This window comes from Youhaiella tibetensis (assembly GCF_008000755.1).
GTDB lineage: Bacteria > Pseudomonadota > Alphaproteobacteria > Rhizobiales > Devosiaceae > Paradevosia > Paradevosia tibetensis.
The window spans coordinates 1,970,890-1,992,088 of the sequence record NZ_CP041690.1 but is presented as its reverse complement, the minus strand read 5'-3'; the positions used below and the strand labels follow the sequence as shown (position 1 = coordinate 1,992,088).

At 61.2% G+C, this 21,199-nt stretch carries 26 protein-coding genes; 6 read left to right on the top strand and 20 right to left on the bottom strand.

Annotated features, from left to right (window positions below; translation table 11 throughout):
- The first annotated feature begins 2 nt into the window (after positions 1-2).
- Positions 3-212, top strand: coding sequence for a hypothetical protein (locus tag FNA67_RS09635; RefSeq protein WP_147655891.1), 210 nt, complete (start codon positions 3-5; stop codon positions 210-212).
- Here FNA67_RS09635 and FNA67_RS09630 read toward each other — a convergent pair.
- Both FNA67_RS09630 and FNA67_RS09625 read right to left on the bottom strand, forming a co-directional pair.
- The gene (locus FNA67_RS09630; RefSeq protein ID WP_147655890.1) at positions 181-618 is read right to left on the bottom strand and encodes an HK97 gp10 family phage protein; all 438 of its coding nucleotides are present in this window, start codon (positions 616-618) and stop codon (positions 181-183) included. The genes FNA67_RS09635 and FNA67_RS09630 overlap by 32 nt on opposite strands.
- On the bottom strand, positions 618-1,625 hold the full coding sequence (locus FNA67_RS09625; RefSeq protein WP_244616581.1) for a phage minor head protein: 1,008 nt from the start codon (positions 1,623-1,625) through the stop codon (positions 618-620). Before FNA67_RS09625 ends, FNA67_RS09630 begins: the two co-directional genes overlap by 1 nt.
- Positions 1,626-1,868: 243 nt before the next feature.
- Between FNA67_RS09625 and FNA67_RS22485 the strand changes: the two genes are divergently transcribed.
- Positions 1,869-2,363 (top strand): SH3 domain-containing protein, encoded by a 495-nt coding sequence (locus FNA67_RS22485; protein WP_371874377.1) that lies wholly within the window; start codon positions 1,869-1,871, stop codon positions 2,361-2,363.
- Here the strand turns inward: FNA67_RS22485 and FNA67_RS09615 are convergent.
- Genes FNA67_RS09615 through FNA67_RS09590 form a run of 6 tightly spaced genes read right to left on the bottom strand, consistent with a single transcriptional unit; the run spans position 2,360 to position 6,255 of the window.
- Complete coding sequence (locus tag FNA67_RS09615; RefSeq protein ID WP_147655889.1) at positions 2,360-2,743, bottom strand: hypothetical protein; 384 nt, start codon at positions 2,741-2,743, stop codon at positions 2,360-2,362. The two genes, FNA67_RS22485 and FNA67_RS09615, sit on opposite strands and share 4 nt — an antisense overlap.
- 1 nt (position 2,744) lies before the next feature.
- A complete protein-coding gene (locus FNA67_RS22275) occupies positions 2,745-3,233 on the bottom strand; it encodes a DnaT-like ssDNA-binding protein (RefSeq protein WP_147655888.1) in 489 nt (162 codons plus the stop codon).
- A gap of 46 nt (positions 3,234-3,279) precedes the next feature.
- Positions 3,280-3,720: a hypothetical protein gene (locus FNA67_RS09605; protein ID WP_147655887.1), complete on the bottom strand. Its 441-nt coding sequence runs from the start codon at positions 3,718-3,720 to the stop codon at positions 3,280-3,282.
- A 2-nt stretch (positions 3,721-3,722) separates the two neighbouring features.
- Positions 3,723-4,748 carry a major capsid protein gene (locus tag FNA67_RS09600; RefSeq protein WP_147655886.1) on the bottom strand — a complete coding sequence of 342 codons (1,026 nt, stop codon included), beginning with the start codon at positions 4,746-4,748 and terminating at the stop codon, positions 3,723-3,725.
- A gap of 13 nt (positions 4,749-4,761) precedes the next feature.
- Positions 4,762-5,127: a head decoration protein gene (locus tag FNA67_RS09595; RefSeq protein WP_147655885.1), complete on the bottom strand. Its 366-nt coding sequence runs from the start codon at positions 5,125-5,127 to the stop codon at positions 4,762-4,764.
- A 3-nt stretch (positions 5,128-5,130) separates the two neighbouring features.
- The gene (locus FNA67_RS09590; protein WP_147655884.1) at positions 5,131-6,255 is read right to left on the bottom strand and encodes a DUF2213 domain-containing protein; all 1,125 of its coding nucleotides are present in this window, start codon (positions 6,253-6,255) and stop codon (positions 5,131-5,133) included.
- Positions 6,256-6,422: 167 nt separating this feature from the next.
- On the opposite strand from FNA67_RS09590, the gene FNA67_RS09585 reads away from it, so the two are divergent.
- Entirely contained in the window at positions 6,423-6,875 is a 453-nt protein-coding gene (locus FNA67_RS09585) for an NYN domain-containing protein (RefSeq protein ID WP_210246451.1), read from the top strand.
- Between the two features lie 5 nt (positions 6,876-6,880).
- On the opposite strand, the gene FNA67_RS09580 is transcribed toward FNA67_RS09585, so the two are convergent.
- The 5 genes from FNA67_RS09580 to FNA67_RS09560 all read right to left on the bottom strand — a co-directional run bounded on the left by FNA67_RS09580 (position 6,881) and on the right by FNA67_RS09560 (position 11,791).
- Positions 6,881-7,108 carry an Acb2/Tad1 domain-containing protein gene (locus tag FNA67_RS09580; RefSeq protein ID WP_147655883.1) on the bottom strand — a complete coding sequence of 76 codons (228 nt, stop codon included), beginning with the start codon at positions 7,106-7,108 and terminating at the stop codon, positions 6,881-6,883.
- On the bottom strand, positions 7,105-8,955 hold the full coding sequence (locus FNA67_RS09575; RefSeq protein ID WP_147655882.1) for an anti-CBASS protein Acb1 family protein: 1,851 nt from the start codon (positions 8,953-8,955) through the stop codon (positions 7,105-7,107). The genes FNA67_RS09580 and FNA67_RS09575 overlap by 4 nt, the downstream gene beginning before the upstream one ends.
- A 6-nt stretch (positions 8,956-8,961) precedes the next feature.
- Positions 8,962-10,359: a phage terminase large subunit gene (gene terL / locus FNA67_RS09570; RefSeq protein ID WP_147655881.1), complete on the bottom strand. Its 1,398-nt coding sequence runs from the start codon at positions 10,357-10,359 to the stop codon at positions 8,962-8,964.
- The gene (locus tag FNA67_RS09565; RefSeq protein WP_147655880.1) at positions 10,346-10,810 is read right to left on the bottom strand and encodes a DUF2280 domain-containing protein; all 465 of its coding nucleotides are present in this window, start codon (positions 10,808-10,810) and stop codon (positions 10,346-10,348) included. The genes terL and FNA67_RS09565 overlap by 14 nt, the downstream gene beginning before the upstream one ends.
- 246 nt (positions 10,811-11,056) lie before the next feature.
- Positions 11,057-11,791 (bottom strand): putative metallopeptidase, encoded by a 735-nt coding sequence (locus tag FNA67_RS09560; protein WP_244616579.1) that lies wholly within the window; start codon positions 11,789-11,791, stop codon positions 11,057-11,059.
- 51 nt (positions 11,792-11,842) lie between these two features.
- Between FNA67_RS09560 and FNA67_RS21910 the strand changes: the two genes are divergently transcribed.
- On the top strand, positions 11,843-12,139 hold the full coding sequence (locus FNA67_RS21910) for a hypothetical protein (RefSeq protein ID WP_170267272.1): 297 nt from the start codon (positions 11,843-11,845) through the stop codon (positions 12,137-12,139).
- Positions 12,140-12,326: 187 nt separating this feature from the next.
- Positions 12,327-12,743, top strand: coding sequence for a DUF2442 domain-containing protein (locus tag FNA67_RS21905; protein WP_170267271.1), 417 nt, complete (start codon positions 12,327-12,329; stop codon positions 12,741-12,743).
- A gap of 200 nt (positions 12,744-12,943) precedes the next feature.
- Here FNA67_RS21905 and FNA67_RS09550 read toward each other — a convergent pair whose 3' ends face one another.
- Together FNA67_RS09550 and nusG are read right to left on the bottom strand one after the other, a co-directional pair.
- Complete coding sequence (locus FNA67_RS09550; protein WP_147655878.1) at positions 12,944-13,246, bottom strand: hypothetical protein; 303 nt, start codon at positions 13,244-13,246, stop codon at positions 12,944-12,946.
- Positions 13,247-13,346: 100 nt separating this feature from the next.
- Positions 13,347-13,895 (bottom strand): transcription termination/antitermination protein NusG, encoded by a 549-nt coding sequence (gene nusG / locus FNA67_RS09545; protein ID WP_147655877.1) that lies wholly within the window; start codon positions 13,893-13,895, stop codon positions 13,347-13,349.
- Positions 13,896-14,393: 498 nt separating this feature from the next.
- On the opposite strand from nusG, the gene FNA67_RS09540 reads away from it, so the two are divergent.
- Positions 14,394-14,969, top strand: a complete 576-nt coding sequence (locus FNA67_RS09540) for a GNAT family N-acetyltransferase (protein WP_147655876.1) — start codon at positions 14,394-14,396, stop codon at positions 14,967-14,969.
- A gap of 169 nt (positions 14,970-15,138) precedes the next feature.
- On the opposite strand, the gene FNA67_RS09535 is transcribed toward FNA67_RS09540, so the two are convergent.
- The 5 genes from FNA67_RS09535 to FNA67_RS21900 form a co-directional block, all read right to left on the bottom strand.
- The gene (locus FNA67_RS09535; protein ID WP_147655875.1) at positions 15,139-15,885 is read right to left on the bottom strand and encodes a YdaU family protein; all 747 of its coding nucleotides are present in this window, start codon (positions 15,883-15,885) and stop codon (positions 15,139-15,141) included.
- On the bottom strand, positions 15,882-16,322 hold the full coding sequence (locus FNA67_RS09530; RefSeq protein WP_147655874.1) for a hypothetical protein: 441 nt from the start codon (positions 16,320-16,322) through the stop codon (positions 15,882-15,884). Before FNA67_RS09530 ends, FNA67_RS09535 begins: the two co-directional genes overlap by 4 nt.
- Positions 16,323-16,420: 98 nt before the next feature.
- Positions 16,421-19,066, bottom strand: a complete 2,646-nt coding sequence (locus FNA67_RS09525; RefSeq protein WP_147655873.1) for a DEAD/DEAH box helicase family protein — start codon at positions 19,064-19,066, stop codon at positions 16,421-16,423.
- On the bottom strand, positions 19,063-21,060 hold the full coding sequence (locus FNA67_RS09520) for a DNA cytosine methyltransferase (protein ID WP_147655872.1): 1,998 nt from the start codon (positions 21,058-21,060) through the stop codon (positions 19,063-19,065). Before FNA67_RS09520 ends, FNA67_RS09525 begins: the two co-directional genes overlap by 4 nt.
- Positions 21,057-21,197 (bottom strand): hypothetical protein, encoded by a 141-nt coding sequence (locus FNA67_RS21900; RefSeq protein WP_170267270.1) that lies wholly within the window; start codon positions 21,195-21,197, stop codon positions 21,057-21,059. The genes FNA67_RS09520 and FNA67_RS21900 overlap by 4 nt, the downstream gene beginning before the upstream one ends.
- Between the last annotated feature and the right edge of the window lie 2 nt (positions 21,198-21,199).

Sequence of the window (21,199 nt, the reverse complement as noted above, 5' to 3'; positions counted from 1 at the left end):
CAATGAGTGACGATCCGGCCCTGACCGACGACGACGTCTATGATCTCCTACACGCTGCGCTGCTGAGCTTCAGCCATCGCACGGTGGCGACCAAGGACGGGCAGGCGGTGTTGGCCACGGCCATCCGCCAGATGGAACTGCTTCAGCGGGCACTGATCATCCTCAAGGAAGGCGACAGGGCTACCGAGCCCGAGCTTCCACCCGCGACTTGATCAGGCGCGCGCATTCCTCAACGATTTGGGGCCATCTTTGGGCCGCGAGCCTCACGAACCCATCCTCGTATTCACGCGGCCGCGCATAGGACGCAGTGAACCCCAGATAGATGGTCTGACCGATATCGGCCCCGGCAATGACCAGCGTGACGTTCTGGTCTTCGCTGTAGCTGTTGTCGGCTGCGCCGGTGGCGGGTTTCGCCTCCGGATTGATACGCGGCATCTGGCTTGTCGACGCCATCAGTGAAGCCCGCAGGAACCCGGTCTTCACCCTCATGTTGCCGCCAGCCGCCACGGGCTTCTTGACTTCGCGCGCGACGCCCTGTGCCGACTGCCTGAACACGGCCGTGATCCGCTGCTCGGATTGGGCCGCCCAGGCGCTCACCTGCGCCGAGAAGCTCGCCATTAGGTCACACCCCAGCTGAAGTCGATTTCCATGTCAGTATCGCACCGGCAGTGGACCACTTCGTCCGCCCCCGCGCCCAGCGCGGTGTCGCCGGGATATCGTAGCATCGCCCCCGATGGGGAGACGAAAGGCGCAGAGAGCCCCTGCACCACCTGACCATTCATGGCCGCGTGGGTATGCCTGACCTTGTGGTCGCCAGCCGAGCGCCAGGTGCGCGTCACTGCCTCAGGCGGATAGTTCGTCTTGTCGAGCCCCTGAAGGAAGCCCTCATACTTGCCGGCGTGAAGGCTGGTTAGCGCTTCAGTCCGGCCGATCATTTCGCCGCGGAGCTGTAGCAGCCGATCCGAATACCGGCCGACGATCTGTGAGACCGTGGATGCATCGAGCGCCCTGCCCTCATTGATGGCCCTGGTCACCGATCGGTCAAAGCGCTTGTCTCGCCGACCGCGCGCCAGGTAGTTCCGCATCAATGCCGCATCGCCAGACAAGAGCTCATCGCGGGCACTGGCGACGTAGTCCGTCTGCTGGGTGGTCAGGCCCACCAGACCGCCTTCCCGCCGCCCTGAAGCACGGTTGAGGCGCCCAGCGATATCAAGAGCTACGCTGTTCGGATTGCGACCAGCGGCCATGCCTTTTTCGAGCGCCGCCCGGAGCCCCGCACGCTGGTCCTCGATGATCCGAGTGACCGCCGTCGCACTATGTTCCCGCAGCCACTCCTCGGCGCGTAGGTTGCGTACGTCGAAGCGAACCACGATACGATGCCCCGAGGCATCCCGCAGCATCGGCATGTGTCCGGTCATTGCGGTGCCACCGGCGTTGAAAGCCGTCGCAATGGCGTTGTCGAGGCGGGAGAAGGCAGCGCGCTCAAGGTTGAGCGCTTCTATCGCGCCGCCAATGTCGCCCTTCGCCAGTCGCTCGACCAGGATCTTGAGCGTTATCTCCGACTTGATTTCAACGATGCTGAGTATGAAGGCGTCTCGGATCAGCGCATTTTGCTGGTCAAGCAAGGCCCTTAGTATTCGGCGAAATTGGGCTTGTCGGCTCACCGGTTATCCACTTCTCGACTTCGCGAATAATTCGGCTATCGTTCCACGGGGGGTCGATTGGCCAAGCGACGCAAACTGAGCATTGGATGGCTATTTGTTTTGGTCATTGGTGCGGGGATCTATGGAACCCTCAACAATGGGCAAAGGACGAACTTGCCCGCGACCAGCGAGAATATTCAGCGCCCGTCCACGCCCACGCCGTTGATGAGACCCCCAAACACGTCGCCATCTGCGAGCCCGAGGCCAAAATTCAGTTCCGGGTATGTGAATGCCACTTCGCTCAATGTACGCGCTCAGCCGAGCTCAGGTTCGAAAGTGCTTCTCGCCATTAAGCGAGGGACAAAGGTCGAGCCAATCGCAGAGCAGGACGGCTGGTATGGAGTTCGGTTAACCGACGGCTCTACCGGTTGGGTAAGCGCACGCTACATCTCGAGTTCGCCACCAACTACCGTCACTCCGCCCTCTGTCGTCGCGCCTCCGAAGGCGCCAGCCTATAGCAGAAACGAAGTCGTACAGGCCATTATCGCCGAGAGCATCGCCTCCACCGGTGGGAACTGCCCCTGCCCCTACAATGTCGACCGGCGTGGTCGCCGATGCGGGGGGCGTAGCGCGTATTCCCGCCCCGGTGGCGCTTCTCCCATTTGCTTTGCGGAGCAGGTCACGCCTCAGATGATCGAGCGATATCTTTCCAAACACTAGCCTTGAATGAAGAGCTTGAACGCCACGGCAACGCCTGCCGATGGCAATTGTGCGACCTTCTTGATGGTGCGCGCCTGGCCGCCGACTACCAAGATGTCAGTCATGGCCGGCTCAATAGGCGGAGCGGCGCAGGTGACAACCAAATCGGCCGTCGTAATCAAAGTGCCGTCGATGTACTTGGCATTGGCTTGATCGACCGTGACCGCCGCGACAGTGGCGGTCAGAACGAATATCTGATCGTCATCGCGGGTCGGCGGGTCCCATGGGTTCTGGCCGGGCGTCGCGGCACCTGAGCGCGTCAGCGTGATTACACCCTGATTGAACCGATCGAGGAGGCGGGCAGCCGTGCCGGCCATACGGCCGTAATTGAAGCCAGCCAAGTCACACCACCATGGCAGTCGGGATGCCGCCAACGGGCATCAGGAACGGCGCTAGCAGTCCCTCAACGGCCGTAAGGACTGGCGCAAGGTTTACGGCCGACCACACTCCGGAATTGCCTTGATATTCAACCTCGACAGCGCCTTCCACCTTCTCACGCTTCACGGCAGTTGCGGGAGAGCCGAAAGCTGACAAGGAGCCTGGCGTGGACGCCTCCTGCCATGCCGCCACATAGCTGGCGGCAACTACCAACGAGGGAACAACCGCATCGCCTATGGCCTGCCCATACGCTGAAGCTCCTGTCCGAGGCCAAGCCCGCTCCTGCTCGAAACCGCCAGTCGGCGCGCCCGCGAACCGCATGCCATAGGCCCCGTCGATATAGGCTGACCCGCGCTCGCGCAGAACCGCCGCTGCGGGAGCGCTTTCTGGGAGAGTGTATCCGTTGGCGGAGACCCAAGCGTTGAAGCCAGCATCGTCACCATATCCAGCCATCTGCGCCTCCGAAAAAAAAATGGAGCGCGGCTAACCGCGCCCCGCGTTAGGCTGCCTTCGCCAGTTCCTCGAGCTGGTCGCGCGTCTCGTCCTTCACCTCGACGCCCCTGGCACCTAGGAAGGTTTTGAGTTCGGTGTCGGTGAGCTTGGCGATCAGCGCAGCGACGATCTCGTCCTTCTTGCTCGGTGTGGCATCGCCGAGAACATCCTTGGCGCTGGACTTGAACGCCATGAAGTTGCCGTCCGCTGCGGCGAGCGCGTCGAGGGCAGAAACGGGCGGATCGCCCTTCTGGGGCTTCGCCTTCACCTCGGCGCCCGTGGAAGTGACCTTGACGCCTTCCTGAGCCAAGGCCTCGATCTGAGCCTCGGAAAGCTCCTTGGCATCCGGGACCTCGGCCTCGCAGCCAGCGGGTACGACCTGGTGGCCACCCCACACCTTGAACGCCTTGCCCAAGAAGCTACCGTTCTTCACATGGTACTGGGCCATGTTCAGGTCCTCACTGCCTTGCGCAGAACGTCCGGACGCTGGCAGAAATACAGCGGGTAGCTGTAGAGCTCGCCGCGCGTGAATGCCTGCCGGTCGCGATCGGGAATGTTCATGGCGTAGGTGTCCTGCCCCAGCGTGTTGACGTAAGGGCCGAACTCGGCCGGCGCCATCGCCTTCTTGAACACGTCGCGAGCGCCAACAGGGAAGAACTTGGCCTCGTCCGAATCGATTGCCACCGTCGAGTTGTCGTCGGTGCCACGATAGTTGTGCCAAGTGATCCCGCCGTAGGTGAACGCCTGCCAGGTCTTGTCGGAGCGAAGATCGGCAGCAGCGGCCCAGTTGAGGTAGGTCTTTTCCACCTCGGGATGGCTGATGAGATCGTCGTAGAAGGCGTCGCCGGCCAGGGAGTGCACTGTCGTGCCGGGCGTGAAGGCCCCGCCCGCCGACCGGGCCATGGCGCGGATCACGGCGGCGCACTTCTTCCGGACTGCTCCAGTGGCCGGGCTGGCATTGTCCAGATCGAAGTCGATGGCAGCTGCTTCCGCCACGCCGAACTCGGTGAAGTAGTTGTAGATGACCGTCGTGCCATCGGCGTCGAGTAGCAGGCCCTGAAGGGCGCCGAGACGGTGGTACTCGTGCGTCAGATCCATGTCGTCGCGAACCGATGACATTCGCCGCAGGTATTCGGCCTGCACTTGGGCCAGCTCGGATTCGGATCCGAAGGCGCGGATGCCCTGGATTTCCTCGGCATAGAGCGTGAACCCCTTGGCCAGTCGGGTGGTCTTGAGCGGAACGGCGTTGCGCGGATCGACCTCAAGTTCCTTGGGTGGCGCGCCGGTAGGGCTGGTGGGGATCAGAGTCAGCGCGTTTTCGCGGCGGTCCACGAATAGCGACCGGGTACGCACCGGCATAGGCTCGAAGATGCCAAGCTGCCCGAGCAGCTGAGGCTTATAGCCGATCTTCTGCACCGCGCCAGTGAGCGAGGTCATCGAAAAGGCCGACGAATTGAAGATGTCCATAGATGCCATGGTTTCGGCCTCCTTATCGAACGATGATCCCGAGCGCCTGAAGCGCGGCGTTGGCCGTAGCCTTCGCAGCGTCATTGGCGCCGGACTGATAGATGAGATGGGCACCGTTCACTTCGCAGTCGCGAACGACGATGGTTTTCTTGACCGTACCGACAGCTGCCTCGAACAGAATGCCGGCAATGTCCTCCGCTCCAGTTTCGGCGGCAGGGTCATAGGCGACGAAGTTGCCGCCCGACGTAAGCTTGCCAAGGATAGTGCCAGCCAGAAGGCCAGGAGATGAGCCTGCGGCAACAGTGCCGACATCGCGGCTCCGGTACATGCCGTTTGCCTCCGACACGAGAAAGTTGGCCGTGCCGCGGGTTTCGTTGAGCTGGGTCATAGCTTATGCCCCCTTCTTCATGCCGACGCCGGCGTTGGCGAACACGTTGTCACCCCAGGCATCGTTGGTGAGGATTGAATGGTCCTGAGTGCGGAGTGCATCGCGAACAGCGTCGTTCGGCTTGGCGTCCTTGGTCAGGGCCTTGAACATGCCGGCGATTTCGGCCGGCGCTGCGTCCTTGACCATCTCGTCACCGAGCTTGGCCGCGACGGTCGCCTTGCGAAGGTCGTCGTCAGACTTGCCAACCGGATCGATGCCGGAGTCGATGGCACGCACCTGAGCCTCGAGGGCGACGCGATCGGCAACCAGCTTGGACACGTCCACACCGGCCGCGTCCTGGGCCTTCTTCAGGTCGGCCTTTAGGGCGCCGATCTCAGTGTCCTTGGCGTCGAGCGCGGTCTTGTGGGCCGTTTCGGCATTGGTGAGCTTCGTCTGGGCGTCCGCGACGGCCTTCTGAAGTTTGTCGATGGCTAGGGCGCCCTGATCGGTGGTCATCACCGAGAGACCGTCCACAACCACCGTGCGCAGATTGTCCGACATGTCGGATTTCCTTTCGTCTGCTTTGGGGAGGGTGATCGGGGCTGCGCCCCAGGTTTTCGCGCTGTCGCCAACACGAGCTTGAGACCCGGCACGGGCCTCATCGACCAGCGCGAGGTGATTGATGCGGATGGACCGCTGAACGGCGTCGTAGGGCTCGCCAGACGGTGTCGTGCCGGGGGTAAAATCGAAGTCCGCGACATAGCCGGCGGACAGCTCGCGCTTCCCGCCTTCGATCTGGGCGATGGCGGCGGCGTCCTTGAAGATCAGGGGCAGCTCTACCCAGTCATCGACCTGCCTGGCGGCCGTGCTGACTTCTCCCACCGACAATTCCTTCCAGTTGTCGGTCGTCACCGGCTCTTTGGGATGGTCGATGGTGATGGGCGCGTGGCTGAAGCTCTGCAGGCTGTCCCTGGCGAACACTTCCTCGGCCGGGCGGTAGACCCGCACGATGGGCAACTCGGGCTTGCCGAGTTCGTCGCCGGTGTAGAGTTGGATACCGACGCGGACGCACTTTGCGGTTGCGACAAGGTAGCCGTCGGCGATCCGACGCGGCTTACCCGCGACGGTTACAGCGTCGGTGAATTGCATTAGGATGCCTTCTATTTATGGAGGGCGTCGAATTAGATGACAAAGAAGAAAGCTCAGGCACTACCGCCAAAACAGGGCAAGATCATTGAGCGCACCGCACGCGCACCAGCTCACAAAGAACTTGCGAACAACAATGTCCACGTGTTCGTGGACGACCAGAACCTGTTTTGGGGATCGTCAATTCGACCGGCGGCAAAGGCTTCCGACTTGATATCGGCCTGCTCACGCTCGCCGCATGCAAAGACTCGGCAGGCCATCCCCGGTTCATCTCAAGTGCTTATGTGGCAGGCGTAATTCCGGATGACGACTACTTCTGGGAAATCTGGAAGCAGCACAACTTTGTGGTGAACCGAGGCTTCCTTGGCAACGGAAACCGGTCAAAGCAAGATGACGCGTTTCTCATTCGAGATATGACAAAAACCATATGCAGAGCAGAGGGCCCCTCCACGATCGTCTTGATTGCTGGCGACGCGGACTACGGCCCCCCACTAGAGTTCGCCGTTGAGGAAGGATGGCGTGTTGAGGTTTTCACGACTGGCCGAGGTGTCTCCTCAGCTTTGGAGAAATACGCTCACGAGTTTAGGACGATACACGAGGACCAAATCAGACTGATGAAATGAACAACTCATGCCGTGATGTGCTTCACTGCCCACATCACGGCTTCTTCCGTCTTGGTCTTGGCGATGCTCAGCTCGCGGCTGCCCCCAAGACTTTCGATCAGCGACAGCAGTTCGGCGCCCTTGTCTTTGATGGCGACTATCTGCGCCTTCTCGGCATCAGATAGGACGCGATAGGTATGGCGCACAGCATTGTTGGCAGTGCGCTCATCGGATGCACCGTCGACGGTTGTCATTTCTCGGTCACTCCCGATTTCCAGTCTTCATTGACCTCTGCGAACAGCTCTGGGCCCAGGACGATATCGCCCTGGTAGGGCTGGACCTTCGAGAGATCACCCTTGAAGCCGTAGCTGATCGTGACGTGAGGCTGATACTCGGGATGATCCCAAGACCCGCCAGCCTCGATCACAGCCTCATTGCGCCAGCGAAGCTCGTTGGCGGTGAACAGCAGAACCGTCGCTTCGCCGAACCGCTCCATCAGGCGCGGGCCGCCTGGGCCCACCTTCAGCTCCGGAGCCCAGCTCTCGCCCACTTTCATCCAGTCGACCGGCGTTCGGCTGAAGGCGATGGTGACGTGCAGATCGCCAGCCGGAAGCGTCGTTTCAAAGCCCTGCGATTTCGCCCAGGCAATGATGGCGGCTGCGTTCTTCACCTTGCGGCTGATGTATAGCGAGCGCGGAACAGCGTCTTTGGCGGCCAGCCGCTGGCGCCGTTGCGCGTTGGCATCGGTCGGCGCACCAAGCGCGGCAGCCTCGTCGTCGTCGTCGTCCTCTTCCTGGTCAGCCAGCGAGCCATACTTATCGATGGCTGCCTCCAGACCGGCCAGCGCTCCGTCTTCGACCAACTCATTGACCAGCGCATCGGAAAGAGCATCGATCGGCATGAGCGGCTCGGACGTCCCGCCGCTGCCAGCAATGGTCCGAGCGGCATCGGACTTGGCCTTAAAGATCTCGGCCTTTTCCTTCTCGCTGAGCTGCCAAAGTGGGTTCCAGACATAGTGGACATCAGGATCACGCTGCCCGAGCGCGGAGCGGATCAGGCATTCGTCCATAATGGCCATGGCAGGTTGCATTTCCAGCGTTTGTGCCGACGCGATGCGGTCGTAGTAGTTGCGCAGGTCGCTTTCGCCTGAAGCGTTAAGGCCACCCGGCGACATACCGAAAAGGCGCGTCATTGGAATATCGGCGGCGCCGCTCACGTTTTGAAAGAAGCGGTCCATCAGATCCGGCAGTGTGGCGAACGATGCCGACTTTCTCTCATACTTTTCGTTCCCGTCGAGTATCAGCATCCGGTTGATGCTCTTGCCCGCGGCGGCGATACGATACCGCTCCGTCACCTTCCGCTCACCGTCGGGCGTACCAACGTAGGCCATCAGGCCTTCCATCGTCACGACGTCTACGTTGGCCTCAAAGATGAGGCTGGCAATGTTGGCTGACGTAGCGTCAGCTTGCTTCACCGCCTCCATGACAGAGGTCAGGACGCTATCGCCCCAGGCGAAGGTGGCGCCGCTGGTCATGTCCCGGTCAGGCATTTCATTGCCGATGAAGATTGCCAGGCGTGAGGGGTGAACCTTCACCTGTGCCGTGGTGCCCGCGACGATGGAGTAGTCCTTCGGCCGGCCATAGAGCGGCGACAGTGGGTCGGTTTCGATCTCGCCGGGCTGCAACTGAGTGGGCGATAGGACGGTGAGGAAGCGAACGCCCCCTACTCTGACGGCATCAGGCCGCAATTCCTGCGAAGCGTCATCGCCCAGGTCAATGTAGATCGCCGCGCCGCCGAATAGACGGGCCTTTTTGCGAGCCTCCAGCACCTTGGCCTGCACGCCAAGCCGCTTTTCCTCCGCCTCGATCTTCTCGATCTGCGGGTTCTTGGCCTGCCATGAGCGCCATGCACGGCAGGAGTCGAGCGCGGGAATGTCGATGATCTTCCTCGGGAGCCAGGAGCCACGGTAGGCAGCGATAAGTTGCTGAGTGTCGATGGTCGGCTCGGTGTAGTAGACCGATGCTGCCTTGTCCCTCTCTGTACCGAGGCCAGCGATCGCGCTCGCCAGTCCGTCTCGGACAAACGTCAGAATGTTGTTCATCTGTCCTCAGAGGTTGTCCAGGTTCATCATCGCCTGGGTCATTAGAGCGTTGAACGCACGGCTTGTGCTGTCAGCGTCGTCATCGTGTGTCGCCTCGGGGAAGCCCTCCAAGGCAGTGAACCAGTCATCGTTCCACGGGCCGCGGAGCACCAAGACGTTGCCGGCCTCGGCTTGCGCAGAGAAGGGAGAGAACCGCGTGACCTTGTCGCCGCTTTCCAAAGTGGCTCGCGCCACATACCCGCTGAGCAACTTGATGAGGTTGGTCACCTGCGATTTTCCCGCCTGTCCTGGATCCTGAGGTAGCGAGATTTCCGTTTCGCGCCCGTCCTGCTCCGCGGTGTTCTTGATCAGCGTCTCGACGCCGTTGGGCGAGAGGAACGATTTGACGTGATGACCGACGATGTAGCGGCCATCTGGCAGCTTGCCGATCTTGGTCCCGGCAGTTCCGTCCGGATCGTTGCCTTCAGTCTTTGGCGTTGCCGCTAGGTCCCAGCCCCGCATCCAGCGCACACCGGCCGGAACCGCGTCCACGATTTGGCACCAGCCGCGCTGGAACAGCAGCCCTGCGGCGGGTCGGATCTTCCAGTTGCCGCCGAGGAGTCGTTCACGCTCCACGGTGGGGAGCGACATGAGGTTTGCCAGGTAACCCGGATCGGCCGCCATGAGCGCCTTGTTGTCGCTGAGGCGCGCCGGAATGAAGGTAACCGATTTGGGCGGGATAGGCCGCTCGACGCCGCTTTCATCCGGCGCCGTGTAGCTGGTCAGTTCCTCGGGGCTGCTGCCCCAGATGATCTTGTCGCCGATGCGGATGAAGAAGCGAAGCACGCCGGCTCGCTCCAAGATCGGCAGGCCCGTGTCCTGATCGATCCACCAGGCGATGAACTCGGCGACCCAGCTATCCGCATCGGGATTGCAGGTAGCTCTTATGTAGGGCCGCACCCCGCACATGGAGCGGTTGCGGCTGACCATGTACCAGAACTGCTTGGCCGTGAAATGCGTCAGCTCGTCGAAGCACTCCAGCGGGATCTGCGAACCCTGCCAGTTGAGCACGGTCTTCTCATGCTCGAGATGAGCGAAGCTAACCGATGCGCCCGAGGGGAAGGTCCACGACATATCGGGGGCGCTGCGCGGATCAGCCTGCAGTAGCGGGTAGAGCTTCTCACTTTCGTCCCAAAGGCCGCCCTCGTTGCGCACCTGGGTAAGGTTGCGGCGGAAGAACACCGCGCCGAAGCCGGGATTGGCGATGTGCCGCAGCGGCTCCATGAGCAAGGCCCAGGTCTTGCCCCCGCCGGCCGCGCCGCCGTAGATCGCAATATCGGCCGCCGAGCTAAGGAACTGCGTTTGCGGTCCCGGCTGGGGCCGGATGACTTTCGGGGCGCCCTGCCCTTGCTCAATCTCTCCCATTGCTGGGCAATTCGAAGAACGTCACCGGAGCAGCAGGCGCCGGCAGGTCCTTGCCGTCTTTGCCGGTGAGCTCGCGGCGGTTGGAGTAGACATTGCCGACTTCCTCCGCCGCCTGCTTCAGCAGGTCCTTGGCAAGACCCATATTGCCCTGGTCCTCGGCCTTCTCCGCCATGCGTTGCAATGCACGGAGCCGGACCGCACGATGGCTGATGGCGATGCCAGCGGTGTTCTCGAGGAAGGCCTTTCGTGTCTCATCGAAGAGCATCCGCCACCGCTTAGCGAGCCGTTCTCCTGCCTTCTTGGTCGGGTCATACCCCTCGACAGATTGGCGCGTGATCGTCTCGCCGTACTCCTTCCTGACTGCGGCGACTACGACGGACGGGCTGTCGAAGCAAGCGAGGCTCTGGACGATGAACGTCTGGACCGCGACCGGCATATTGCCTTTTGCCATGGCTGTGTCAGGCTCCGGTCAGGTTTGGGAGTAATACTTCATGCTAAACACCGGGAAATGTCCCAAGTGCGGGACCCGACTAACAAATGTTACGATCGAACAGATCGACCTGAAGGAGGGATTTTCCACGGTTTGGACGGGAGCTAGCTACGTCTGCCCCAGTTGTTCCACTATCCTCGCGGTAGAGGTGGACCCTACGGCGCTCCGGAATGCAATCGTTGCGGACCTGAAGAAGGTTCTACGAGGCTAAGCCGCCCGCAGTTGACACGTGCCGCAGGCGCGGGCGATTTCGACCCGGGCGATCTCGGGATCGGCATTGGCGGCCGCCACCAGTTCTTCGATGTGCGCTGCCGAAGCGCCATATCGACGAACGACGCCCACGAACTCCTCAACGTCATGGCCACGAATGCCGTAAATCGGCTTCCCGGTCTTCTTGCTGAACCGCGGGGCGCCAAAGGCGTCGCGCTCCTGGCCGGCGTGATAGAGCTCGTGCTCGACCAGGGCCATGAACTGGGCATCGCTGCAACTCGATGCGTATTCGGCGTCGAACGTCAGCAGGAAGGTCGGCACCTCGCCGAACCAGTCGAGTAGCTGGCGCTCGATGCGAGCCCTACCCCATTTACCCGTTGGCGGAAGGCCCATTTCGCACTGACCGACTATTCGGCGACCTGCGTGACCATTGGGGACGTTGGTCCACAGCGCGCCGATGTTCGCCCAACGGAGGTGACGATGGTCTTCGTTGAGTAGCGGCGCGCCTTCGTCGATGAAGGTCTCCCGCGCCCACGCGATCAGTTCGGGTGCCGGAGCAAATACCGGTTCGGCGGAGTTCCCGAGCGTTTCATGGGGCGGCATGGGCCTGTTCATACGGTCCTCGCGCTGCGCAGGGCCGGGAACACCTCTTGTGCCGCCGCGCGCCATTTGTTTTCCTTGGTTTGTTTCAGAGGGGCGCGCCAATTGCTGACAAGCAAAGAGGTCGATCACTGCCTAAACACCGCATGGGCGATAGCGGCGTCTCCATACGTGCATCAGTTCATGATTGGGTTCACCGCACAACCGCTGAAGATGCGCCGATCGCAGTACGGGGCCGTCCACGGCTATCAGTATCTCGTGCTATTGGCCGACAGGATGAATCGCGCCGACGCCCTTAGCCTGGAGGAAAATCTTCAGCTGGCCGTTAAGCAGGATCGACGGCACACTCTCTACCGCAAATACTGTGATGTGCGGCGGGACGAACGATACTACCGGAGCGCAGGTCCGGCCGTCACCAACGAGCTCGATCTGGTCCACGCCGTCTATATGGCATGGTGGGAAGAGGAATATCCTCGCTAGCCAGATCCCGCATTGCCGGCGTCGGTCCGTCCATACGACGCTTCCCCCTGGGCTTGGCACCGCGTCGTCCACTCGAGCACTGTATCCGGCGGGAAAGTACGTATTTTCGCTGACTCCCTTAAATCCGCGCGACGTGCTGAGTTTTGTCCACCAGGTGCACAGGAGGCTTCTGATGGTCGGAGTATCAATGATCAAACAAGTTACTGCGGTGGCAACCAGAACCGTCAAAATAGGCTGGAATGACGGTTCCCACAGCACTCACGACCTGACGCCCATACTTTACAACCGCCGCAGCCTCGTTCCCCTGCGTGAGAACGAGCGACTATTTCGAGAGGTAAAAGTCGGCACGGATGGCCGCTCGATCTCCTGGCCGCCCAATTACACGATCTCCGCGGTGACCATCCTGGGGTCTCCGAACAACGTGATGACGTCGAGCGATTTTATCCGCATCAGCGAGGAGGCAGGGCTATCGGTCGAAGCGCTGTCCAAAGTACTTGGCGTTTCGCGTCGACTGATCACCGTGTACCGACAAGCAGCGAAGGTGATACCCGCTCACATCGCTTTAGCAATGCGGCATTTGGAGCAAACGATGACGCGAGGTTAGCGAAAAACGCTCATGCAAAAGCTTCGCGCCGATCTGAAATGGATGGCTGGGCTTCCCCGGGCATAGCCACTAAGTAACGCCGTCAAAGGGCACAGGAAGTCGTCCTGATCTGCCACCTACTCCCGTTCGCACGGGAACGCAAGAGGAACATTGGACATGTGGCACCCCCGAGTGGTTTCATCGGAGGCGCCCTCTTTGGACTAGTCGTGGACAAGCGGCTCCATTTTGGAGATCAGCCTCGCAAGGCGACCACGCATCGATAGCCACTCTTGAATCTTTGTCTGCCGGCTATCGCTTCGGTGGTCTTCGCTGCGTAAGGCCAACAGCTCAGCATCGATAAGGTCGAGCGAGCATTGCATTTCGCCCAAGGTCAGGGCGTCGCCGACGCCAGCACGAGAAGCAATTTCGACTTCCCGCTCGAACCTTGCCAGGTCCGGCCTCCAATCGAACAGCGGTACGAACTGGTCTGCCGACGACATGGAGTTGGTGTTCTGAAGTGCCATTTGGTTCACCGATTCTCGAAACGTCAAAACGCTAGGTGGATCAGTGCCAGCCCTTGGCTGGCCCAAATGAATTGGTGAGGGTATAGGTCACCGTCAAGACCTACGCTGACTGTGACGTCAAGCAGCGGTCCGGGTCCTCGAATGTGACCACGGCCGGGCGCCCGAAGATCTCGACCAAGGCCTTGATCGAGCCATCTTTCTTGATCTGTTCGATCGTGGCGAGAAAAGAGGAAAACGGCCCGTCGGCCACCCTCACCCGCCGACCTGGCGCGAACATCGTCTGCAATCGGCGCATCCGCTTTTCGTCGCTCTCCGCGTCCGGCCGCCCGAACTCACGCCTGCGTTGCCGGCGCATAAACTCGGCGACAGCGGCAGCTGGGATACGACCAGGCTCACCATCGAGATAGAGAACACCCTTCACGCCCTGGCACTGGCGGACGTGGAACCAATCCTGGGGGCCGGTGAAGCGGATGAAGACGTATCCGACCAGCAGCGGCCGCGTTTTCACCGTGACCTGTCCGCACCGCCGATTGCGCACCTCGCGCGCCTGCTTTGGGATGTAGACGCGGATGCCACGGCGGCGAAGTTCGCCGGCGGCCTTTCGCTCGCATTGCGGATTGGTGCGGAGAACGAACCAGTAGTCAGACATGCCAAAGACCCCATCGGCTTGAAACCTTTGGGGCCGGGGCTGGTCGAACTAAGGAACGAGATGAAGTTCTGCTGCTTCGTCGCGGTAGTCAAGGTCAATGCGGAGGAGTTGCTCCGCGGGGAACTACAACCACAACATATGCGAGAACATCTCCTAAGCCGAACAGGGAAAGCACGGCGTGCTGTTGACAAATTCTAGGTTTCGAATCATGACGCCACTCAATCAAAAAGGCTTGACAACCCTTTGCGCGACATCACGACGCAACTATTTTCCCGTTCGTCGCGTTGCGGCTTGCACTGTTTGGGTGATATAGATTCTGACGTTGTCAAGATCGAAAGGAGGGCAAAATGGCATTTAGCCTCGCAGACGCGCTCCGTTGGTTCCACGGCGGTGACAAAAAAGCTAAGCCAGCTTTCAAGTCTGAGCGTGAAGCCTATGATTTTCTGAGAAATCTCTATAAGAAGACTGGCGGAGTGACTCCCGAATTGCGCCGGACTTATGAGTTTTATCAAAAGCAAGTCGACGACTGCGAACCAACCGCTGGACCTAGGGCTCCTGCGGGTTATTCCGCTCGCAAGTAAAGCCTGCTTAGAACGCTTTGATTGCGGCGACGGCGACATCAATAGTTTGGCTTCGAAGGCCCATAAATGGATGGAACGAAATCGTGCTCGGATATTTACCGCGCACGAAGGCGAAGCCGTATGGGGGCTTGGCTTCTACTCTCTTTCCATAATGGTGGAAGACAAACGAAAGATTGCAACGCCGCAAGCACAGGCATACGATTTTGGTGCGCCTCTAATCTACATCGACGCAATCGGCGTAAGGTCACCCTACCAACGGCAGGGCATAGGGAGGATGCTGCTTATCGATGCGCTAAAACGTGCGCATTCAGTATCCAAAAACGTTGCTGTGTATGGTGTTGCGCTTCGATCCCTGAACGAGCGAACGACCAAATTCTACAAAGACCACGGCTTTGGCGAAATCAAAGACGATGGCCAATGTCCGTTAATGGTGGTTCCAATTTGGACTCTTCAGGATCTTTTTGAGGCACCGCCACCAACAGGCACTGGCTAGCACCTCACCTTGGGATTTGCTAGCTCCGCGCCGGCATCAACTCCCGCCTTCCTGGCTTCCTCCACGACATCGGCCCGGAAGGACCATTGCATGTCGGAAGTAGGCGCCTTTTTTCCCATGACGGCTTCGCAGGCTTCCCAGAGCTGCCGATCCCTGTCCCGATCGAGCTTCACCATTGCGACAGGAGCGCGGCCCTCGTGCTGAGCGCTCCCCTCCCACCCCCGATTTGTGATCCAGGTCGACAGCTTCTTGACGAACCGCCGCTGATGATCAGCCGAGACGCCGCTGGCCTTACACTGCTCGGCGAACCCGGCAGCGTAGGCCCTTGCACCTGCCAGACATGCCGATTGCGCCTCGGGGTCGAGGGCGTCGAATTCGCGTCTCGCCTGGGCTTTGAGGCTGTTGGGGTTCCGAGGGAACACCTCCCAGACCTCGTCGAACAGATCGATACCCTCTCCCCCGACTGGGGGGTTAGGGGGGTATTTCTCTGGTTTCTGGTTTCTGGTATCTGGACCGCGCGCGTATGGTCGAGCTCAGCTTGGTCTAACTCATTGTTTCTGCTAGGTTGACCTCGCTTTTGCGCCGACTTTTCTCCACCTTTTCTTCCGCTTTCAGCGCGTTCATCGGCAGATTTCGCGGAGATTTCGAGCTCTTTATCTGCCCTAGAGTTGGAGATCACACCGTCGAAGACTGCGATTTTTCCAAGTGCAATGAGCCGATCGCGGATCGTGTTCCATTTGCGGACCGAGCAACCACACACACCAGCGATGTACCGAGCGTCATCGGGAATTGGCCCGCCCCGATCGTAGATGAGGTCGAGGAGGATGCTGTAGGCACCCTTCTCTTCCAGGGTCATCCCAAGCGTGCCGGAGATGAAGTCGGAGCCGTATCGCTTATACCAGGGACGAGAGTTCATTTGTTAGCCTCGTCCCGTATGCGGCGGCTTCGGATCACCGCCGACACCACACTTCGGGTTACGCCCACTCGTAGCGCAACCTGGCTGTAGCTGAGGCCCGCGGCGCGCAATTCGAGGATCTGGGTATTCCTGTGATGGATGACGCCAGAGGCGATGTTCTCGCGCCGGCGCTGCCGGCGAAGTGCCCGCTGCACCGACCCAACAGACACGCGCAGTCGCAAGGCCATTTCAGGAAGTGTCATCGCCGTTCTGGTCGAGAGCTCAAAGCAGATGGCGTCGCGGGCGGCCTTGATCTCTTTATGGCGGGACCCGTCGAGCAGCGCCGCGGCTGGCACCTTGTGGACCGCGCAGACCTCTTCAACGATCGCTCGCCAAAGAGGCGTCAGCTCCGGGGTGCATGTCTCTGCAACCGGCTCTTCGTCCTTGGGCGGGGGCAAAGCCGCTCGACTAGGCAGGTGCCTCGGCCGAGTGCCCATTAGGCGCTCATGGGCAGCCTTCCAGACGGTGTGTTGAGCGATAAGAACGGGATAGCTAGTCATTCTGCTGCAATCCCTGGCGCCTCGCTCTCCATCAGGTCGAAGAGGCTCGGCATCGCCATTTCCCGGGCCATCGAGGCGACATACTCGCACCCGTCCAGGAAGTAGGTCGGATTGAGCTCCACGGCAGCGCCGCGGCGCTTGAGTTTGATGGCGCGATAGGGAACCGTCATCAGCCCGCCGAAAGGATCGAACACCAGTTCGCCCGGCTCGCTGTACTGGGTGATCGCCCTGTCGACGATATCGAACTGCAGCGGACACAGGTGCATTTCGCGGCCGGCCTGCGCCTGCAGCGTGTTCATGCTGAGCATTCGCGCGATGTCGGTCCAGACGTCGTCGTGGGGCGAATGCGGAGGCAGCAGCATGAACGTCGACGGCAGAGCGCCGACCTCCTCGAGGCTTTCCGCGATGCGGACATGGTGCTCGAAATCGTAAACCGTAGAGAGGCCGAACTTCTTCCAGAGCTTAAAAATCACGTTGGCGTCGAGTGCATGCAGCTCTTCCGGCGCCAGCAGCCTTTCCCCGCTGGAGCGGGTATAGCCATGGGCATCAAGCTGCCACCGGGCGCGCGAATAGGCATCGCCAGGCGCCTGCTGGACCGACCAGCGATCGCCGCTCCACTCCTTCTTGGCCTTCACCACTGGATCGTCGGCGTAGCCGTTTGAATTGTCCGATGGCGGCTTGCGGAAGATGAGCAGGTATTCGGGCAGGCCGTTGCCCATACGCGAACCGTCCTTGCACTGCTCGGTCCAGCCCAGGCGATATGTCTGGTTGTTTTCCCGCACCACATCGGTGGTGATGGTCTTGCGGGAGAGGAAGGCGAAGCCTGAGTTGCGGAAGTGGACCGTGCAGTCGTCGGCAAAGGGGTAGACAGTCTGGAAGCCGAGCCCGTTCATGCCGCCCGGCACGATCCTGTCCTTGACGTGGATCGCCGCGACGCGCCCGGGCTTGAGCACGCGGAACAGCTCGGGGATCAGGAAATCCATCTGCCGCCAGAAGTGCTCGTTGTCATCGGTATGACCGAAGTCGGCATAGTTCGGGCTGTATTCGTATTGGGTGGAGAACGGAATCGACGTGACGATCAGGTCGACGGAGTTGGCCTCCATGGCCTGGCACTCCTGGACGCAATCGTTGTTGACCAGGCGATACCCCTCGCCCGAAACCTCGACGCGCTCGACGCCCATGGCACGTTGAAGCGTCTGGGCCATCGCGGCCGAGGAAAGACCGTACTTCCGGATGATGTCTGTCATGATGGCTACCTGCTCGTCATGGCGGCGCCACTTGGCTTCCAGCACGTCGCGCACCGGGCGCTCGGCCTCGGTGTAGATCAGGTCAACCCTGACCGTGTGCTTTTGGAGGAAGCGGTAGCAGCGGTGCACTGCTTGAATGAAATCGTTGAACTTGAAGCCGATGCCCAGGAAGATTTCCCAGTGGCAGTGCCGCTGGAAATTGCTGCCAGAGCCGAGCATCGAAGGCTTGCCGGCAAGCTCGGCCGAGCGGCCCTCAGCAAAGTCGGCGAGAAGCGTTTCGCGCTCCTCGAGGTCCTGGCTCCCATAGACCGTGGCGACACCCTTGATGGCCGTCTCGATAGCGTGACGCTCGGCCTCGAGATCATGCCATATGACGCGATGGGCGCCGGGATCGATGGCGCGAAGCTCCAGCATCTTGGCAACGCGGCCGGCGAGACTATCCCGCTTTTCGCGCGCTGCCTCGGAGAGCGACGCGGCTGCGTTGCGCAGTAAGCGTCCCTGCCCGCTCTTCTCGACGCCGGCATTTTCGTGGTCGGCCAGGATCTCGTGCCAGTGCACGTCGAGACCCGGGAGTTCATATCCCTCATCGGAGAACCCGAGATCGGATGGCCTCTGGACGAAGAGGCCCCAGCTCGCGACCCACAACCAGAATTCCTGCTGCTTGTGGGCATGAATGGTGAGTTGGTCGGCCTTCTCGCTGTTTCGCCGGAAGAACCGGGTCTTGGCCTGCCCGACGTCCATCACCTCGAGGAATGCAGAGTAGGCCAGCATCTCGATGTATTCGTTCGGGCTCGGCGTCGCCGTGGCCACGAACTTGAAGCGGATGCCGTCGAAGAGCCGCATGAACTCGCGGAAGGTCTTGGTGCCGCCGAACCCGCGCAGGCAGGACGCCTCATCGAGGCTGGCCGCATCGAACTGGCGCGGGTCAAGCTTGCCGTCCCGCACCGTCTCGTAGTTGGTGATGTGGGTCCAGCCGTCCTCGGCCTCGTCGATCGAGCGGATGAACTTGAGGCGCGGAAGGCATTCGGGATGTCCTTCGAGCCAAGCCCGCAGCTCAGCTCGTTGCGCGTCCGTGATCGCGTCATCGTCCCCGGTTTCGAGCACATGCGCATCACGGAAGAATTCGCGGCGCACGCCCAACGGAGCGCAGATCAGCGCCTTGCCCCCGAACCGGTTCCGGACGATGCGGAGGATTTCGAGCTGAATGATGGTCTTGCCAAGGCCGAAGGCGGCAAAGATCGCGCGCCGGCCGCCCAGGATCGCCCATTTGACGATAGCGCGCTGGTGAGGCTTGAGCAGCGGGTTGATGTCGCTGTCTTCGATCTCGAAGCCGCCGACAGGCGCCATGATGATCTTGGCTCGCAGGAAGTCCTTGTAGGAGAGCGGGAGGTTCATTCCGCCGCCTCCCGCACCTTGATCAGGTCGGCGCAGTTCGCACGGACAAGAGCCGCCGCGATGGGCGGGCAAACACTATTGCCGCACATGCGCACTTGGGCAGTCTTGGTTAGCGCCCGGCGCTGCCCGTCATCGAAGATACCGGTCTCGATCTCGTAGTCGTCGGGGAAGCCCTGCGCCTTGAACAGCTCGCGCGGCGTGAGCATCCGCATGCCGATGTCGACGATCTGGTAGTCAACGCCTTCCACTGTGACGATGCCGAAGCGATCGCGGGTGGTGACGGTCGACAATGGTTCCTCGATGCGAGGATCTTGGTCGACGCCATAGTATTTCATGAGGAAGGCGCGAACCTCGGCCTGATGCGTGCCGTCGGCGGTGACGGTCGGGTTCGGCTCCTCGACGCTGGTCATGCGCCGGTCGCTGCCTTTCATGTTCATCAGGCCTGCAGAGACGACCGCTTGCGTGCACCCCTTCTGGACGATGGTGCTCACCGGCTCGGCGGAATGGTGTCCAACCATGTCCGTGTTGTGCTGGGCAAGGAAGGCAGCGACGGCTGCGTGCTTCACGCCACCCGCCACGACGGTGCCGAGCGGAGCCTCGGGATCGAGCACGCGAGGCTCCTGCCCTTCGCGCTCGCCGTAGCCGGTCTGGACCATGGACGCGGCGACCAGCGAGAGCCCTGCGCCACCCGCTGTGACCGTATGGGTCGGCTTGTTGGCCTCATTGAAGGGCTTGCCTGCATTCCGCATTGTCATGAGGTGCGCGGCAACGACCTGGTTCTGATCCTTGTCGCTCGCCGAGACGGTGCGGTGAGGCTCATCGGCCGAGCGGAGCGATCCGCCGTGCTGCGCCGAAGACAGTACCGGGGCGACCAGAACGGTGTCGGCCTTGGTGGTCGAGGTCGCGGTCGGTTCATTCGCCGAACGCGGCCGGCTCTGCCCTGCCCGACCGCCAACACCGGCGAGCACGGGGGCAACAACGCCGATAGGCGCCGCGCCACCGGGACGTTTGATGAAACTGTTTGCTGTGACGGTCGGCAGAGGATCAACAACGTCGGAGCCGACGGCGCCAGTCTGGAACTTGATGTTGAACGGCGTTGTTAGCGTATCGTCGGCGTTCTCATACCGCCTGCCGAACTGCACGATGAATGGCTTCGTCGACTTCAGCACATATCGGTCTATACCCTTGGCGATGCGTGCGAGTGTGTTCTCGGCCAGCGGCCGCACGGCCCTGATGCCGAGCTTCGTCATGATCTCTTCAGATGTGTCGAAGATCGACGGGCAAGGCTCGGACCAGTCAATGATCTCGGCAGCGGTGCGCCATGGGCGCTTCTTGCCAGCGATGACGTCAGGATCGCCGGGTGCGCCGTGGGTCGGCTGCGGCCAAACGATCTTCTTGCCGTCGCGACGCATGATGACGAACAGACGCTTGCGGGTCGTGGGTGCGCCGTAGTCGCAGGCGCGCAGCTCGCGCCACTCGACCTTGTAGCCCTGCTTCTTGAGGGCTCCGACCCACTCAGCAAAGGTCTCGCCTCGCCGCTCCGGGTCCGGCATCACGCCCTTGTCTGTCTCGACCAGCGGCCCCCAGGTCTGGAACTCCTCGACGTTCTCGAGGATGATGACGCGAGGCTGCACCCGCTCGGCCCAGAGGACTACGGTCCATGCGAGATCGCGGATCTCTCGCTTGACCGGCTTGCCGCCCTTGGCCTTCGAGAAGTGCTTACAGTCCGGGGAGGCCCAGAGCAGCCCGACCTTGCGCCGCCCCACGACATCCATGGGGTCAACCTTGTAGATGTTCTGGGAGAGGTGGACCGTTTCCGGATGGTTGGCAGTGTGGAGCGCCAAGGCCTCCGGATCGTGGTTGATGGCATAGTCGGGCGAACGGCCGAGTGCCATTTCGATGCCGGTGGACGCGCCTCCGCCACCTGCAAAGCTGTCCACGATGAGCTCGTCACCATCGATGTCGTCGAGGCTAAAATTCAGAAGGGCGTTCATGCGCGGACGCTCCCGAGCAGGCGCTTCCGCTTGAGGGCAGCGCGCAATTCGTTGATCTTGAGGTTGAAGGCGTCGGGCGACCGGTAGCGCGACCTGCGCTTGATCTTGACCCGGCCGATGCGGCAATGCGGGTCCATGG

Excerpts from the sequence above, each read along its gene's own strand:
- FNA67_RS09635 (WP_147655891.1), top strand. The coding sequence starts at position 3 with ATGAGTGACGATCCGGCCCTGACCGACGACGACGTCTATGATCTCCTA.
- FNA67_RS09630 (WP_147655890.1), bottom strand. The coding sequence starts at position 618 with ATGGCGAGCTTCTCGGCGCAGGTGAGCGCCTGGGCGGCCCAATCCGAG.
- FNA67_RS22485 (WP_371874377.1), top strand. The coding sequence starts at position 1,869 with ATGAGACCCCCAAACACGTCGCCATCTGCGAGCCCGAGGCCAAAATTC.
- FNA67_RS22275 (WP_147655888.1), bottom strand. The coding sequence starts at position 3,233 with ATGGCTGGATATGGTGACGATGCTGGCTTCAACGCTTGGGTCTCCGCC.
- FNA67_RS09605 (WP_147655887.1), bottom strand. The coding sequence starts at position 3,720 with ATGGCCCAGTACCATGTGAAGAACGGTAGCTTCTTGGGCAAGGCGTTC.
- FNA67_RS09600 (WP_147655886.1), bottom strand. The coding sequence starts at position 4,748 with ATGGCATCTATGGACATCTTCAATTCGTCGGCCTTTTCGATGACCTCG.
- FNA67_RS09595 (WP_147655885.1), bottom strand. The coding sequence starts at position 5,127 with ATGACCCAGCTCAACGAAACCCGCGGCACGGCCAACTTTCTCGTGTCG.
- FNA67_RS09590 (WP_147655884.1), bottom strand. The coding sequence starts at position 6,255 with ATGCAATTCACCGACGCTGTAACCGTCGCGGGTAAGCCGCGTCGGATC.
- FNA67_RS09580 (WP_147655883.1), bottom strand. The coding sequence starts at position 7,108 with ATGACAACCGTCGACGGTGCATCCGATGAGCGCACTGCCAACAATGCT.
- FNA67_RS09575 (WP_147655882.1), bottom strand. The coding sequence starts at position 8,955 with ATGAACAACATTCTGACGTTTGTCCGAGACGGACTGGCGAGCGCGATC.
- terL (WP_147655881.1), bottom strand. The coding sequence starts at position 10,359 with ATGGGAGAGATTGAGCAAGGGCAGGGCGCCCCGAAAGTCATCCGGCCC.
- FNA67_RS09565 (WP_147655880.1), bottom strand. The coding sequence starts at position 10,810 with ATGGCAAAAGGCAATATGCCGGTCGCGGTCCAGACGTTCATCGTCCAG.
- FNA67_RS21910 (WP_170267272.1), top strand. The coding sequence starts at position 11,843 with ATGATTGGGTTCACCGCACAACCGCTGAAGATGCGCCGATCGCAGTAC.
- FNA67_RS21905 (WP_170267271.1), top strand. The coding sequence starts at position 12,327 with ATGATCAAACAAGTTACTGCGGTGGCAACCAGAACCGTCAAAATAGGC.
- FNA67_RS09550 (WP_147655878.1), bottom strand. The coding sequence starts at position 13,246 with ATGGCACTTCAGAACACCAACTCCATGTCGTCGGCAGACCAGTTCGTA.
- nusG (WP_147655877.1), bottom strand. The coding sequence starts at position 13,895 with ATGTCTGACTACTGGTTCGTTCTCCGCACCAATCCGCAATGCGAGCGA.
- FNA67_RS09540 (WP_147655876.1), top strand. The coding sequence starts at position 14,394 with ATGAGTTTTATCAAAAGCAAGTCGACGACTGCGAACCAACCGCTGGAC.
- FNA67_RS09535 (WP_147655875.1), bottom strand. The coding sequence starts at position 15,885 with ATGAACTCTCGTCCCTGGTATAAGCGATACGGCTCCGACTTCATCTCC.
- FNA67_RS09525 (WP_147655873.1), bottom strand. The coding sequence starts at position 19,066 with ATGAACCTCCCGCTCTCCTACAAGGACTTCCTGCGAGCCAAGATCATC.
- FNA67_RS09520 (WP_147655872.1), bottom strand. The coding sequence starts at position 21,060 with ATGAACGCCCTTCTGAATTTTAGCCTCGACGACATCGATGGTGACGAG.
- FNA67_RS21900 (WP_170267270.1), bottom strand. The coding sequence starts at position 21,197 with ATGGACCCGCATTGCCGCATCGGCCGGGTCAAGATCAAGCGCAGGTCG.